This is a genomic window from Shewanella sp. 10N.286.51.B2 (genome assembly GCF_041469265.1).
GTDB lineage: Bacteria > Pseudomonadota > Gammaproteobacteria > Enterobacterales > Shewanellaceae > Shewanella.
The window spans coordinates 15,646-30,402 of the sequence record NZ_JBFRKH010000012.1; the positions used below are offsets into that span (position 1 = coordinate 15,646).

General features: G+C 41.2%; 14 protein-coding genes and 1 tRNA gene. 12 read left to right on the plus strand and 3 right to left on the minus strand.

Going from position 1 to position 14,757, the window contains the following annotated elements; all coding sequences use genetic code 11:
• Window positions 1-243 precede the first annotated feature (243 nt).
• From AB4140_RS02785 to AB4140_RS02830, 10 genes are all read left to right on the plus strand, one after another.
• Window positions 244-1,455, plus strand: coding sequence for an NnrS family protein (locus tag AB4140_RS02785; RefSeq protein ID WP_371999721.1), 1,212 nt, complete (start codon window positions 244-246; stop codon window positions 1,453-1,455).
• Between the two features lie 187 nt (window positions 1,456-1,642).
• Window positions 1,643-2,962, plus strand: coding sequence for an ammonia-forming cytochrome c nitrite reductase subunit c552 (locus AB4140_RS02790; protein ID WP_303458948.1), 1,320 nt, complete (start codon window positions 1,643-1,645; stop codon window positions 2,960-2,962).
• A 365-nt stretch (window positions 2,963-3,327) separates the two neighbouring features.
• Entirely contained in the window at window positions 3,328-3,813 is a 486-nt protein-coding gene (locus tag AB4140_RS02795) for a nuclear transport factor 2 family protein (protein ID WP_371999723.1), read from the plus strand.
• Window positions 3,813-4,595 (plus strand): SDR family NAD(P)-dependent oxidoreductase, encoded by a 783-nt coding sequence (locus tag AB4140_RS02800; RefSeq protein WP_371999725.1) that lies wholly within the window; start codon window positions 3,813-3,815, stop codon window positions 4,593-4,595. The genes AB4140_RS02795 and AB4140_RS02800 overlap by 1 nt, the downstream gene beginning before the upstream one ends.
• Window positions 4,596-4,678: 83 nt before the next feature.
• Window positions 4,679-5,947, plus strand: coding sequence for an NAD(P)/FAD-dependent oxidoreductase (locus AB4140_RS02805; RefSeq protein ID WP_303458840.1), 1,269 nt, complete (start codon window positions 4,679-4,681; stop codon window positions 5,945-5,947).
• Window positions 5,944-6,732, plus strand: coding sequence for a DUF1365 domain-containing protein (locus AB4140_RS02810; protein ID WP_371999727.1), 789 nt, complete (start codon window positions 5,944-5,946; stop codon window positions 6,730-6,732). The genes AB4140_RS02805 and AB4140_RS02810 overlap by 4 nt, the downstream gene beginning before the upstream one ends.
• A 190-nt stretch (window positions 6,733-6,922) precedes the next feature.
• Window positions 6,923-8,200, plus strand: a complete 1,278-nt coding sequence (locus AB4140_RS02815; RefSeq protein ID WP_371999729.1) for a class I SAM-dependent methyltransferase — start codon at window positions 6,923-6,925, stop codon at window positions 8,198-8,200.
• Window positions 8,201-8,205: 5 nt separating this feature from the next.
• The gene (locus tag AB4140_RS02820) at window positions 8,206-8,730 is read left to right on the plus strand and encodes a DUF2878 domain-containing protein (RefSeq protein WP_102475539.1); all 525 of its coding nucleotides are present in this window, start codon (window positions 8,206-8,208) and stop codon (window positions 8,728-8,730) included.
• Between the two features lie 216 nt (window positions 8,731-8,946).
• On the plus strand, window positions 8,947-9,507 hold the full coding sequence (locus tag AB4140_RS02825) for a chalcone isomerase family protein (RefSeq protein WP_157936284.1): 561 nt from the start codon (window positions 8,947-8,949) through the stop codon (window positions 9,505-9,507).
• A gap of 65 nt (window positions 9,508-9,572) precedes the next feature.
• Window positions 9,573-10,100 (plus strand): DUF3833 domain-containing protein, encoded by a 528-nt coding sequence (locus AB4140_RS02830; protein ID WP_102439149.1) that lies wholly within the window; start codon window positions 9,573-9,575, stop codon window positions 10,098-10,100.
• Window positions 10,101-10,222: 122 nt separating this feature from the next.
• Here AB4140_RS02830 and AB4140_RS02835 read toward each other — a convergent pair whose 3' ends face one another.
• Window positions 10,223-10,567, minus strand: a complete 345-nt coding sequence (locus tag AB4140_RS02835; protein ID WP_102438755.1) for a DUF3634 family protein — start codon at window positions 10,565-10,567, stop codon at window positions 10,223-10,225.
• A gap of 298 nt (window positions 10,568-10,865) precedes the next feature.
• On the opposite strand from AB4140_RS02835, the gene AB4140_RS02840 reads away from it, so the two are divergent.
• Window positions 10,866-12,314 (plus strand): NAD-dependent succinate-semialdehyde dehydrogenase, encoded by a 1,449-nt coding sequence (locus AB4140_RS02840; protein ID WP_371999732.1) that lies wholly within the window; start codon window positions 10,866-10,868, stop codon window positions 12,312-12,314.
• A gap of 156 nt (window positions 12,315-12,470) precedes the next feature.
• Window positions 12,471-13,196 carry a DUF599 domain-containing protein gene (locus tag AB4140_RS02845; RefSeq protein WP_102438751.1) on the plus strand — a complete coding sequence of 242 codons (726 nt, stop codon included), beginning with the start codon at window positions 12,471-12,473 and terminating at the stop codon, window positions 13,194-13,196.
• Between the two features lie 132 nt (window positions 13,197-13,328).
• Here the strand turns inward: AB4140_RS02845 and AB4140_RS02850 are convergent, their stop codons facing one another.
• Window positions 13,329-14,222: a polysaccharide lyase family 7 protein gene (locus tag AB4140_RS02850; RefSeq protein WP_241900957.1), complete on the minus strand. Its 894-nt coding sequence runs from the start codon at window positions 14,220-14,222 to the stop codon at window positions 13,329-13,331.
• A gap of 414 nt (window positions 14,223-14,636) precedes the next feature.
• Window positions 14,637-14,713 (minus strand) — tRNA-Ile (locus AB4140_RS02855).
• Window positions 14,714-14,757: the final 44 nt, after the last annotated feature.

A 14,757-nucleotide genomic window follows, 5' to 3' on the forward strand; every position in this document is an offset into this window, starting at 1 on the left:
CCGATTAAAGCTGGCGAAACGAGTGAGTTAACTTAACCATCTCCCCAATAGTCATTGCTAATGCAGTGACTTGGTTTTGAGCTTATTTGCTCCAAGCACGCTATGATTGTTTGCCTGAGTTCACAGTTTCAATTAGGTTTGTAACAGAATGGCTAATCGCTATTGCTGCTTGGCTCAGAACAGCATAATATAATATGTATATAAAATGCATGTTATGTGTTCACCAAAAAAGGCTTGATTACTATGCTCAATATTGACGACCCAGCAGAAACGGAAAAAACCGCTGCTATTTGGCGTTTAGCTTTTAGGCCTTTTTTCTTGGGTGGCGCAGTGATTGCCATGCTGTATATTCCATTATGGTTAATGGGCTGGTTTACCCCGCAATATAGTCTGTTTAATAGTAACTTTTGGGCGAACGTATTACCTTTATGGTGGCACCCCCATGAAATGTTATTTGGTTTTATTTTAGCTATTGTCTGTGGTTTTTTACTCACGGCAGTGCAAACTTGGACCAATCAACCTAGCCTTAAAGGCATCCCTCTGGCGATTACTTTTATCAGTTGGCTACTTGCTAGGTTACTGCTGTTATTGCCGATGGATATCCCGTTAATTTTACCGGCATTTTTTGATAGTGTCTTTTTAGGCATTGCTGCATTTACCATGTGGCGATGCGTTTATCGGGTAAAGCAATGGCAGAACATTGGTTTTTCAATCATGCTCATGGTAGCGCTTATAGTTAATCTTGTGAGTTATTACGCATTAAACGAACGCAATTTTATTTTAGCTAATCAAATTTGGCAGGGAATGATATTTTGGCTGGCGCTACTGATTACCATAGTTGGTGGACGGGTTATTCCGTTTTTTACCGCCATGCGTTTAAAGGCTACTAAAGCTCAGCCAATTTTTGTTGTAGAAAAGGGCTTGCTGATATTAATGGTACTTTTGGCTGTTCAAGCTATATTTAAGTTATTCCCAGTTGCTGTTGAGCAAGTGTTGTTATTGCTAGCAGGTACGCTGCATTTAGTTCGATTTAGCCGTTGGTTACCCCACAAAACCCTGTCTGAGCCGATGTTGTGGTCATTACATGTGTCTTATTTGTCACTGCCACTATCGCTACTGGGGTTAGGTTGGTTTATCAATGATGACTATGCTTATCGAAGCATGTTGCACTTATTTGCTGTGGGTTGTGTCGCATCTTTATGTTTAGCCATGATTTCAAGAGTGTCACTGGGCCACACCAGTAGAAATATTTACCAAGGGCCTAGCATGGTATTGGCGTTTGCCTGTTTACCCATAGCTGCAATATTTCGTGCCATTATGCCTTTGCTTTTACCCGCTCAAACCCAAATGTGGTTGTGGTTAGCAGGTGGGTTTTGGTTTATGGCTTTTGGATTATTTGTGCTGCATTACAGCCCAATACTTACTCGACCTCGTATTGATGGCAGGCCTGGCTAAGCTGGGTCAGCTAAAAGTGAAGTCACCGTTTTAAGCAATTTAAGTCGTTAAAACTATAGAATTTATACTAGTCAGTTATGTCAGTTTGTAATATTAAGGAAGCACAGTGAACAAACGTTTATCCCTAGTTGCCCGAGATTTAGTGGTTAAATCAAAGGCAGTAAAAGCAGTATCGGTATTATTAAGCTTGAGTTTTTTTGGCGGCGCGGTGGCGTCACAAGCCAAGGATATTTTTGAAACTAAATTTCCTGAACATTATGAGTCATGGGCGGCAACTGAAGAGCAGTCTGAACGTGAAGATATGTTAGCCCAGTATCCAGCTAACATCATCTTATGGGCTGGTTCATCATTTGCCAAAGAATATCACAGCCCAAGGGGGCATCAATTTGCTGTCGCTGATGTTACCCAAACCTTGCGTACTGGTGTGCCACCAAAAGAAGGCGAGAAAGGCACCTCTGCCAGTTGTTGGACTTGTAAAACCCCTGATGCACCAAGACTAATTAATGAGTTAGGCTTTGAAGGTTATTCAGCAAAAAACTTTACCGATTTAGGTACTGAAATTAAAAGCGTGGTTTATTGTAGTGATTGCCATGAAAACGGTTCTGAAAAATTAGCCCTACCAAGGCCTCATGCTCAGAATGCGATGAATAAAGTGGGTCTGCCATTTGCGGAACAATCAGTTTCTATGCAGGGTGCACAAGTTTGTGGCCAGTGCCACGTGACTTATTATTTCCAGCCTGAAAAAAGTAACGTAGTAAACATGCCTTGGATCTTCGGTAGTACAGCTGATGATATTGAGAAGTACTATGATACCCGCCGTTTTTTCGAGTGGATTCACCCTATTTCTAAAACGCCAATACTCAAAGCGCGTCATCCAGAATTTGAGCATTGGAGCCGAAGTAAGCATGCTGAACATAACGTAACCTGTATTACTTGTCATATGCCTGCGGAAGAAAATGAACAAGGTGAGACATTTACCAGCCATAAGGTTGATAAAGCATTACCGTATTTTGATCAAACCTGTAAAGGCTGTCATCAAAGTAAAGACGAAATCACAGCTAAACTGAACAGTGATAAACAAGAAATTGATGCCATGGCACGTAAGGTTGAGGGCCTATTGGTTAAGGCGCATTACGAAGCTAAAGCCGCTTGGGATGCTGGTGCAAATTGGCATCAAATGAATGAAGGCATCATGGGGATTCGTCACGGACAGTGGCGCTGGGATTTTGCCATGGCTTCACATGGTTTATATGCCCATAACCCAGATGAAGGTCGTGAGTTATTAACTAAAGCTATTGAGCAAGCAACCGCTGCGCGTGAGTCTATTGCGGGAGTCCTTAGATTGCTTAAGGTTACCGAGGTGCAATACCCTGACATTAGCAGTAAAGAATCTGCTCATGCTGCGGTTGGAATTGATGAAGTTAAGTTAAGCGAAGAGAAGCAAAAATTCATCAAAGAAGAAGTTGAGAAAAACTGGGACCCAATTGCTGCAAGAGGTTACCAGTGAGCTAAATTTATTAGCTTAAAATAGCGATAGAGACTGATATCGCCAAAGCTGATTATTGTGTTTATTAAAGGCGCTTAGTGAAAACTAAGCGCCTTTTTTATTGTGATCTGCAGCGACTATCGTTGCGTATTAATCATTAACAATCCGATTAAGTAGCATTATTTACTTATTGAAAATCAATGATTATTTAAGTTATTTATCGGTTAAACATAGGACAAAACGTGCAACTAAGCTTACTATTAATCTTGCAGTCGCAATATGACAGCTCGATTTGATTACCAAAGTTTGCAAGGTTTAGCTAAGCGCCACCTAGATTGCTATTAGTTAATCAGCTAATCGTTATTTGAGGTGGTAAAGGAGACATAATGCCAAGTACTGCCAATACCGTAAGTCATTTAACTGAGCCAGCCAGCAATAATGATCTTGCCAGACCACAAATAATTGATGACTTTATCGGCATGTATCAGCAGCTAAATAAAGACAGCTTACACTTGCTCAATCAGGTGTATAGCGATGAGATTATCTTTCAAGATCCATTACACAAAGTTGAAGGTATTGAACATCTCAGCCTGTACTTTGCTAACCTTTATGCCAACGTTGACCATATTGAATTTGATATCAAAGAGGTGAGCTGTAGCCATCAGCAGGCCGCCGTTTTCTGGGCAATGCACTACCGCCACCCTAAATTAAACAACGGCCAACTCATCACTGTTGAAGGAATGAGCCAGCTTAAATTTAGCGATAAAATTACAGCCCATCGCGATTATTTTGATCTTGGCAGTATGCTGTATGAACAACTCCCGTTAGTAGGTCGGTTGATTAAGTTCATCAAAAACAAGGCGTCAGCATAATGGAACAAGCTAACTCTCATCAGGGAAACGTTCATCAATCAGTAGCAAGACCTGCAGTGTTAATCACCGGGGCCAGTTCTGGTATCGGTTTAGCACTATCGATGCTTTATGTTGAAAAAGGCTACATGATATTTGCTTGTGGCCGTAATGAGCAGCGCTTAAATGCCATAAGTGGCGTTGTGCCGCTTGCTTTTGATATTAACGATAAAGCGCAAATTCAAACCGCAGCGCAAACATTATCAGATAAATTAGCCGCATCTAACGCGAAATTACAGCTGGTTATTCTTAATGCGGGTAGTTGTGAATACATTGAAAATCCGCTGCGTTTTGATGGCGCTTTATTTGAGCGAGTGATTCAAACTAATGTCATCTCGATGGGTTATTGTTTAGAGCATTTTTTACCGCTAGTGGCCATTAACGGCAGAGTGGCATTAATGAGCTCAAGTGCGACATACCTGCCTTTCCCAAAAGCGGAAGCTTATGGCGCCTCAAAAGCGGCGGTAAATTACCTCGCTAGCAGTCTTCGCCTTGATTTAAAAGCATTTGGTATTGGAGTCAGTGTTATTTGCCCAGGCTTTGTTAAAACGCCTTTGACCGATAAAAATGACTTTGCTATGCCCATGCAAATTACTGCTGAAAAAGCGGCAATAACAATATTTACAGAATTAAAAAAAGCTAAGGATGAAATTCATTTTCCGAAGCGATTTACCTTATTGCTTAAGGGCTTATCATGTTTACCATCGGCACTGATTAATAAAATTTTAGCGCCGAAAATAAGTTAAGCCTGCTTGAAAAATTAACAATAATTGAAATGCCATTAACTGTAGTCATAGCAAAAATAATAATAATGAGTTGAAGGAATAATATGAAAAAAATAGCAATTGTGGGTTCGGGTATATCAGGGCTGACCTGTGGGCATTTGCTCAGTGAACTTCATCAAGTTAGCGTATTTGAAGCTAATGATTATATAGGCGGCCATACCGCGACCATTGATGTTGAAGTAGGCGGTAAGCCCTATGCTATCGACAGTGGCTTTATTGTATTTAATGATAGAACTTATCCACGATTTCAAAAGCTAATGGCAAAAATAGACGTTGAATCATTACCCACTGAAATGAGCTTTAGTGTACGTAATGTGCAAACGGGATTGGAATACAATGGCCACACCTTGTGGAGCATGTTTGCCCAAAGACGTAATTTATTAAAACCTGATTTTTATAAGTTTTTAGCAGAGATAGTACGGTTTAATAATCAATGTAAGGCCATTTTTGAAGCTAAGAATTACCCGAGTAATAGCTTAGGGGAATTTTTAGATGCTGAAGGTTTCTCTGACTTTTTCAGCGAACATTATATCTTGCCAATGGGCGCTGCAATTTGGTCTGCCAGTATCAATGATATGCGCAAATTCTCACTGCGCTTCTTTATCCAGTTCTTCCATAATCATGGCTTACTTAATATCAGTGACCGCCCACAATGGTATGTATTAAAAGGTGGCTCTCGCAGTTATATTCCTGCGCTTATTGCTCCGTTCAAACAGCGATTGTTTTTAGACTCTGCAGTGACGTCTATCGAACGCAGCGACGATGGGGTTAACTTACGTATTAATGATGGCGAAGTTCAACGCTTTGATGAAGTCATTTTAGCCTGTCACAGTGACCAAGCGTTGGCGATGCTAACCGATGCTACTGACGATGAAAAACAAGTCTTAGGGGCTATGGCATATCAAAATAATGAAGTAGTTTTGCACACAGATACTAATCTACTGCCAAAACGCAAAGCGGCATGGGCTAGTTGGAATTACCGCCTAGAAGGCAAGGATGCAGCTGAAATTGCCGACAGACCTGCCAGCGTGACTTATAACATGAACATTTTACAGCGCTTACCTAAAGATGCGCCGACTTTTTGTGTGACTTTAAATCAAACGGATTTAATTGATGAGTCTAAAATTCTCAGAAAATTTAACTATGCCCACCCAGTGTTTAATGAGTCGAGCATGAAAGCCCAAGGCGAACGTAAACGCATTTGCGGCGTTAACCATACTCACTTTGCTGGCGCCTATTGGTATAACGGTTTTCATGAAGATGGCGTTCACAGTGCACTTGATGTGTGCAATGATTTTGGCATTAGCCTATGAGTGAATTCAGCAGTGGAATATACAGTGGCGATATTATTCATCGACGTTTTACGCCCAAGCAGCACAGCTTCAGTTATCAGATAGCCATGCTGGCATTAGACTTAGATGAAGTGGCCCAGTTGTCTAAGGTTAGCCGTTTATTTAGCGCAGTTGAGCGCTCAGTACTACGATTTAATCCTGATGATTATTTAAATGCCCTTGAAAGCCAGTTTAATTGCTCCCCTGTTGATGCAGCATTGATAGATAAAATGAGCCCGCCGCAAGCGCTGAAACAGCGGGTGTTATGGACGATAGCAAAGCTTGGGGCTCAGACGCAGTGTGACAGAGTCGTGTTTGCTGGCCAAGTGAGGCATTTTGGTTTTTATTTTAGCCCGGTTAACTTCTATTTTTGCTATCAAGGTGATGAAGCGGTTTATATGCTGGCGGAGGTGAGTAATACACCGTGGGATCAGTGTCACTGTTACTTAGTCAATCTCATTAAAACCACCACCACAGATAAAGTATTTCATGTCTCGCCATTTATGGATCTTGATATGCATTATTTCTGGAAGGTGATTGCGCCAAGTAAGCGCTTAAATGTGACTATACAAAACAGGGATGATGCAGACAATAAATTGTTTGATGCGAGTTTACTCCTCAAGAAAAAGGATTTTACCGCCAAAAATATTCGCAGTATGTTGCTCAGTTTTCCGCTAATGACATTGAAAATTATGTTTGGAATTTATTGGCAAGCGCTGAAGTTATTTATTAAACGGATCCCTTTTATCTCTCATCCACAAACTTAAATTAAACCAAATCATGAAATGATGCGTATTGGTTTAGTAATGTTCAACTCATAACAAATAATTTTTGCCTAGCGAGAGTTTTAGTGTATTGAAATCTAACCTGTTGTTTATGAGTAAAAATAAAATTTACAGCTAAAATACTAATAGCGCAGAAAAAATTGCATATAAAAAGTAGTCAGCGGAGAGAGTTATGGAAAATGCGGCAACCAACACCAGCTTAGTGCAAGAGACTATTTCTGACAGCTTTGCGAAGAAGATTTTGCTTAAGGCATTAGCCCACTTGTCAGATGGCCATCTTACCATTGTTAGTTCTGATAACTCTGCAATTGGCAGCTCAGAGCAAAGCTTAAGCTTTGGTAATGTCGATTCTGACTTGCATGCCACTATGCAGGTGTCTCACCCCAGTTTTTACAAGCAGATCATTTGGGGTGGTTCAATTGGCGCTGGCGAAGCCTACATTCAAGGTCATTGGTCGAGCCCTGATTTAACTAAAGTGGTGCAGCTTTTTGCCCGAAACCTCTCATTACTGGATAAAATTGAGCGTTACTTTTCATGGTTTAGTGTTGGTATTAATCGTATCGGTCATTTGTTTAACCGCAATTCATCAACGGGTTCAAAGCGCAATATTCTGGCGCATTATGATTTAGGCAACCCGATGTATGAGCAGTTTCTAGATAAAGAAATGCTCTATTCAAGCGCGCTATACCCGCACCACGATGCCAGTTTAGAACAAGCCCAGCAGCATAAGCTGCAAACCATTTGTGAGCGTCTTGATTTACAAGCGGGGCAAACCGTTCTTGAGGTCGGTACTGGTTGGGGGGCGTTGGCGATATATGCGGCCAAGCACTTTGATGTCACCGTGACCACGACAACTATCTCTGATGCCCAATATGATTACGCACTAGAGCGGGTAGAGCAAGAAGGCTTAACTGACAAAATAACTTTGTTAAAAGACGATTACCGTATTTTGACCGGTGAGTATGACCGCGTGGTGTCCATTGAAATGATTGAAGCGGTAGGTCATGAATATTTACCGGGCTTCTTTAAGAAGTTAGAAAGTTTACTTAAGCCAAATGGGCGCATGTTAATTCAAGCCATTACCATAGCTGATCAGCGCTATGACAGTTACCGTAAAAGTGTCGACTTTATCCAGCGCTATATTTTCCCTGGTGGTTGTTTACCGTCTATCAGTGAAATGATTAAGCACATTGCCAATAAAACTGACATGGTGGTGTGGTCCATCAATGATATGGGTAAAGATTACGCTCAAACCTTAAACCATTGGCATGAAAAATTTGATAAAGCCCAAGACCGAATCAAAGAGATGGGCTATGGCGAAGACTTTATCAGAATGTGGAAGTTTTACCTGAGTTATTGTGAAGGTGGATTTTTAGAAAGAACTACCAGCACAGTTCATTTAGTGGCAGTAAGTCCGCAATATCGTACTGCATTAGCCAGTGGCGCATAACGTATATGCTCTGGGTTAATCATAATATCATCATCAATGTTATTGCCTTTCAGATTATCTGGTGGGCAGGGGTATTAGCTGGCAATCAGCTGCTATATATCCCAGGATTATTGTTGATTTGGCACTTTATCGTCAGCCGTCAACGGGTTTTAGATATCAAAGTGATGCTCAGTTGCACCATTATCGGGGTACTAGTTGACTTAACGCTTACCTTAACGGGGCTTTTTGATTTTACGGTTGTGCCTATATGGTTATTACTGCTGTGGTGTTATTTTGCGATTTCACTTAATTACAGTTTAAGCATTTTTAGCGGCTTACCCATTATTGTTCAAGTGTTAGTTGGTGGCGTATTTGGTAGTTTAAGTTACCTTGCTGGAGCCAACTTTGGCGCGGTCGATTTCCCTCACGGCGATTTGTTTACCACTGCAATTCTAGCCATTATTTGGGCCTTGTTGATGCCGTTATTTTTTCACATTGCCAAGTTCATTCGCCACAAACACGAAGTGAAACAAATTGCCCAGCTTATTTAATTAACCCAGCTTTGTGTACCTAACGGCGGTGCAATTATCAGGCTGTGGTTGGCTGATTATATTGGCTCAATAGAGGAACTCAATATGATGAATAGTTATTCTCGGATAAGCTCGTTAGCAGTTCCTAATGCGCTTGGTGTAAATACACGTGCAATTTTTAACTTAGTTGTTTTGAGCTTAGTTAGGTTTTTTTTTAGTGCCTGTATCTTAGCTGTTATGAGTACAAACGTATTGGCTAACGCACAAGAGTTAAATACTGAGCCAACTCCCGCAGCAGAACTAATTTCATCAGTGCAATCTTCGTCAGTGCCAACGACACCAGCTTCGACAGCATTAGCCACGACAGATTTTAAACTGGTAGGCCAAGCCGATCTGGATTTATTGTGGTTTTCGGTTTACAGCGCCAAGCTAATGTCAGTAGATGGTGAATACAAAAATCAGCAATATCCACTGAAACTTGAAATCCAATACCATAGAGATATTGATGCAGAAGATTTAATTGAAGCTACCGTAGAGCAGTGGCAGCACATTGGTATCGAGCAAAGTCGCATCCCTCAACTGCAGGCTCATCTAGAAGGTATATGGCCTGATGTTAAGCAAGGTGACACTCTAAGCTTTATGATGCACGAGCAAAATAAAGGCCAGTTTTTTTATAACGAACAGCCTTTGGCGATGATCTTAGAACCGGGGTTTGCAGACGCATTTCTTGGCATTTGGTTATCAGAAAATACCAGTAGACCTAAATTACGTCAGCAGTTAATTGGAGTTAAGAAATGATTAAAGCAAGTTTAGCGTTAACGGCATTAAACAGTACGTGGCGACAGTTGCAATGCGCTTACGCTATGGCTAAGAAGTCATCTTTGCTGGTCATTTCGTTAGTGTTATTGACAGCGTGTTCATCAGCATCTATTGAAGATTATGATAAAACCACTCCGGAACTTAATTTACGTAGCTTTTTTGACGGCAAGTTAACTGCGGCGGGTATCGTACAAGACTTCTCTGGCACAGTGACCCGAAAATTTACCGTCACTATGGAAGCCAGTTGGCAAGGTAATAAAGGGGTTATTAACGAGTGGTTTATTTATGATGATGGCGAAAAGCAAACCCGAATTTGGCATATAACCGATTTAGGTAATGGCCAATATGAAGGTACGGCGAATGATATTTTAGGCACTGCGACCGGTGAGGCCAGAGGCAGTGCGCTGCGCTGGGCTTATGACATGATTTTAGAGGTTGATGACTCAGAATATGAGGTGCATTTTGATGACTGGATGTTTTTAGTGGATGAAAGCACCATTATAAACAAAAGCGATATCATCAAATTTGGGGTTACGGTTGCTCAGGTTACGTTAGTCATCAGCAAAGAGTAACTCAAATATCAATGGCTGAAGGCAGATTGAAGGCAGATTGAAGTAGATTGAAGTAAATTGTAGGCATTACAGTAGCGGTCAACTAATACAACTTATATTGACCGCTAAAGCCTCTGGCTTCCTTAACCCTTTAGCTTTGAATTGTCCTGTTGCTTCTTATCATAATACTCAAATGGAAAAACGTTTCTGATCCGTTGGGTGATTTTGTCACCGACATTGGCAGAGACATGTAATCTTACCCCGTTCAGTTTTTCAGCTCTGACAGTACAAGTGAGCTTTTCGTGTTTGGCTATATTTTTACATTCCCGCAGAAATGCTTCAGGGATTTTCCCCGAGTGCTTATCGAGTTTGCCGTTTTTAAAATGCATTTCAAAGACTTTCAATCCTCTGCTGCCTGAAAAAATGAGCTTGTAAGCGATAACCAGAAATAACAGCACAAATAATATTTTAAATAGTGTATCTACCATAACAATATCCTTGTATTTACAGCCTGAGTGCCTTGAATATTAATTGAAATGACTCAGTAGGTTAAATCAAAATTTTCAATGTCTTACTGATTAAAATACTCTGCTAGTTGAGGAATGCAATTATTTTTAACGCTTTGTAATCTAGCTCACATTTACAGGGCATTTAAGCGGCGATTATAAAGGGCGAAATGGGGGCACAGCTTGGTTGTCAGCCAGTTGCTAAATCGTTAGCTCGTTAACCTTCGCAAACTTAGCTAAGATAGTAGTGTCTGCTATTTTGCTGCTAAAGGATACGATTGTGCATTTACAAGACCCCAGTTTGTTACGTCATCAATGTTATATCAATGGGCAATGGCGTGATGCCATATCGACTCATTGCGACACGATTATTAATCCTGCCACCAATAAAGAGCTAGGTACAGTGCCAAGAATGGGCCAGACTGAAACCCAGCAAGCCATTGAAAGCGCCAATAGTGCCTTAGCAGCATGGCAAGCACTCACAGCTAAACAGCGCCAAATAATATTAATGACTTGGTTTGAGCTGATATTAGCCCATAGCGATGATTTAGCGCTGATTATGACCTTAGAGCAAGGTAAGCCATTAGCCGAAGCCAAAGCTGAAGTCGCTTATGCCGCCTCCTTTGTGCAATGGTTCGCTGAAGAGGCCAAACGGGTTTATGGTGAGACCATTCCAGCCCATCAAGCTGATAAACGTATTATGGTGATTAAGCAGGCCGTAGGCGTTACCGCTGCTATTACGCCGTGGAATTTCCCGCTTGCGATGATAACCCGTAAAGCTGCACCTGCATTAGCAGCGGGTTGCACTATGGTGCTTAAACCTGCGCCGCAAACCCCCTTTAGCGCCTTAGCCTTAGCTGAGCTTGCAAGTCGAGCCGGCGTTCCTGCTGGGGTATTTAACGTGATCAGCGGCGATGCCATCGCCATCGGTGCAGAGCTTTGTGCTAACCCCATAGTGAGAAAGTTGTCCTTTACTGGCTCAACCGCTGTAGGCGTAAAGCTGATGCAGCAATGCGCGCCAAGTATTAAAAAGCTATCCCTTGAGCTTGGTGGTAATGCACCGTTTATTGTCTTTGATGATGCTGATATTGACGCGGCAGTTGAAGGGGCTATTCAAGCCAAATATCGTAATGCCGGACAAACCTGTGTTTGCGCTAATCGTATCTATGTTCAAAAAGGCTTATATCAGCAATTTGTGGCAAAGTTTACCCAAGCAGCAGCACAGCTCAAAGTGGGTAACGGCTTAGATGATGGCGTCACTATTGGACCACTAATAAACCAAGCCGCAGTAGCAAAGGTGCAAGCTCATATTGATGATGCGCTACAACAAGGCGGTCAAATTGTATTGGGTGGTAAGGGCGATGCTTTAGGCGCTAACTTTTTTAAGCCGACAGTATTGGTTAATCTAAAGCAGTCGATGAAAGTGGCCAAAAAAGAAACCTTTGGGCCGTTAGCGGCGATTTTTGAATTTGATTCAGTTGAACAAGTGATAAAACAAGCCAACGATACCGAGTTTGGTTTAGCGGCTTACTTTTACGCCAAAGATATCTCTACCGTATATCAAGTATCAGAAGCCCTTGAGTACGGTATGGTCGGGGTTAATACCGGGTTAATTTCGAATGAAGTCGCCCCCTTTGGCGGAGTGAAGTCTTCAGGGCTTGGCCGCGAAGGCTCCCATCATGGTATCGATGAGTATCTTGAAATGAAATATATTTGCTTAGCGGTTTAAAGGCTGCCTTGGTCGTAAATATACGCTTCAATCAAGCTGATAACTGCCTAGCTGTTATTAAACTTGATTATTTAGCGGTTAATAACATGAAGGCTATTTAAGGCAAGAGTAATGTGTTGCATAATTAACCATTAATTCCATAATAGCTTGAGTCTTATGCTTTTCTCTTTTATCGATTTTATCGCTTTAGCGTGTTTCTTCTCATGCTGGGTGGGTTACACTTTTTTTGCCCGTAAAAAGGCCAAAACAACGAACTGTATCGCCCGCTGTTTGCATCAGCATCGTATCTATTGGATGGCGGAAGTGATGACCAAGGAGATCCGTGTGGGTGAGGCAGCATTGTTGGCAAACTTAGAACGTAATATCGCTTTTTTTGCCTCAACCACCTTACTGGTGTTGGCGGGTGTATTGACCTTATTTGCTCAAGTTGAGCGCCTTGAAGAAGTGATCAGCTCTATTCCCTTTGCCGCTGAACCTAATCATGCCTTAGTGCAGGTGAAGTTGGCTATGCTGGCAAGTATTTTTGTATTAGCCTTTTTTCAATTTACTTGGTCAATGCGTCAATATGGCTTTTTAAATGTGATGATTGGCGCAGCGCCCATTGATCGCACACGAAGCAATAAAAACTTGGCAAAGTATTCGCGCCAAATGGCCACGGTGGGCGATCAGGCCGCTCACTCTTACAATTATGGCTTACGAAGTTATTACTTTTCCATGGCAGCGCTTTGTTGGTTTTGGAACCCCATCTTACTGATAATAGCCAGCTTGCTGGTGGTTTATATTCTCTATCATCGAGAGTTTAACTCTCGGGCTGTTAAAGCCATTACTGCGGCGCAAAATTATTTGGAAATCGCTCAACAGGAACGTGAAAGTAAGAACTAAGTACCTGTTTAAGGGCCGTTAGAGCTATTTCAATGGCAAGGTAAGATGGAAAAACCAATGTAATCCGTGTGTTTATAAGAACGGTTTACATTGGTTTGTAATGCGGTGTATTACTCAGCAATTAAAGAGAGCTTATTGCGCTTGTTTTGTGTCTATGGCGTATTCTAAATTGTAGAAATGAGCTTCGCTTTTACCGTTTTCGAACTGGTTATAAACCCCAGCTTTGAAGTAGCTTAGCATGTCTTTCCAGTAGCTAATGTCATGCTTCACTTTAGTGACACCATCAACTTTAATGACCAGCTTTTGATCGCCAACAATGATGTCAAAATGCGTTGGCACATCAGGGGTAAACTTCCCTAAATTCATTCTCACATACGAATTTTTACAAACAGGCGTATCGCGGTTTCCACTGTCTTTACCACAATTCACATTGTTATTTTTGATGATAGCCCAATAATGATCTTTTATGCCTTTTCGGTCGGCTTCGTAAACGACACGCAGTAATGGGTGAGGGATATAACCCACACCATGCTTGCCATCGTCAAAAGTACCTTTGTTGTGTACCTGTAAGAAGGTCATCGCATCATTTTTCGAAGGGCTATTTTCTACGGCTTCTCGTGGATTGATAGGCATTAAATCAGCAGATAGACGATAAAAAGTTTGGCTTTCATCAGATTTGAAGTTTTCTAAGACGCGTAGTTCGTTACGTAACTTATAACCTTCCATATTCATGACCAGGGCTTCAGAGCCTTTATCTACATAAAAGTGCTCATTAACGATACCGCTAAAATTGCTGTCTTGAGCTAATTCATATTTACTGCCGGGTTTTGCGTTTGGTGTTGATATTTGCAGTTTTGAGGCACTTAATATTGATGAAAATTTTGCATAATCAGCAGGCGCTACTTGCTCACCTGTTGCTGGTTTCATCTCGATATTTGAAGGTGTTGGCGTTTCGGAGCTTGATGCACAACCACCCAGTAAACTACTAACAATAAGCGCTAAGGGTAACAGTTTTATTTTTTTCATTTTTATTCCTTTTAACGAAAACCTTGAGCCAAAATGTCATGGCAAACAGCGATGTAACAGTAGTAGGTTTAATTTAATATAATAATACAAATAAACTGTGTTTTAGATCAATTTTTTGTGAAGTTATCATTTGGGGTATGTGTTTTTGTTAAATTTCAGTAAGGCAGCCAAATATAAAAACGCTTTGAGTGTTATTTGCAATCAATGGAATGTTAGTTTGATGTCTTTAGGCTAACAGTGGAATTAAAGTCATGATAAAGCAGCTAGAACTATTTAGTGACTTACATCATTTGTGAGTTTTCAGCCGCTATCTACGTGGAATGATGATGTTGATATTTGTTGGTATTTCGCTAAAGTTAAAATTTTAAACATGAAAAAGCCGCTTGAATAAATCCAAGCGGCCTATCAATAAATTGGTGGCCCCTCCCAGACTCGAACTGGGGACCTGACGATTATGAGTCGTATGCTCTAACCAACTGAGCTAAGGGGCCGACTTAAGATAGTCGTCACTATCGAAAGCGGAAAGAAGTATACG

Coding starts and splice junctions, on each gene's coding strand:
- AB4140_RS02785 (WP_371999721.1), top strand. CDS start 244: ATGCTCAATATTGACGACCCAGCAGAAACGGAAAAAACCGCTGCTATT.
- AB4140_RS02795 (WP_371999723.1), top strand. CDS start 3,328: ATGCCAAGTACTGCCAATACCGTAAGTCATTTAACTGAGCCAGCCAGC.
- AB4140_RS02800 (WP_371999725.1), top strand. CDS start 3,813: ATGGAACAAGCTAACTCTCATCAGGGAAACGTTCATCAATCAGTAGCA.
- AB4140_RS02805 (WP_303458840.1), top strand. CDS start 4,679: ATGAAAAAAATAGCAATTGTGGGTTCGGGTATATCAGGGCTGACCTGT.
- AB4140_RS02810 (WP_371999727.1), top strand. CDS start 5,944: ATGAGTGAATTCAGCAGTGGAATATACAGTGGCGATATTATTCATCGA.
- AB4140_RS02815 (WP_371999729.1), top strand. CDS start 6,923: ATGGAAAATGCGGCAACCAACACCAGCTTAGTGCAAGAGACTATTTCT.
- AB4140_RS02820 (WP_102475539.1), top strand. CDS start 8,206: ATGCTCTGGGTTAATCATAATATCATCATCAATGTTATTGCCTTTCAG.
- AB4140_RS02825 (WP_157936284.1), top strand. CDS start 8,947: ATGAGTACAAACGTATTGGCTAACGCACAAGAGTTAAATACTGAGCCA.
- AB4140_RS02830 (WP_102439149.1), top strand. CDS start 9,573: ATGGCTAAGAAGTCATCTTTGCTGGTCATTTCGTTAGTGTTATTGACA.
- AB4140_RS02835 (WP_102438755.1), bottom strand. CDS start 10,567: ATGGTAGATACACTATTTAAAATATTATTTGTGCTGTTATTTCTGGTT.
- AB4140_RS02845 (WP_102438751.1), top strand. CDS start 12,471: ATGCTTTTCTCTTTTATCGATTTTATCGCTTTAGCGTGTTTCTTCTCA.
- AB4140_RS02850 (WP_241900957.1), bottom strand. CDS start 14,222: ATGAAAAAAATAAAACTGTTACCCTTAGCGCTTATTGTTAGTAGTTTA.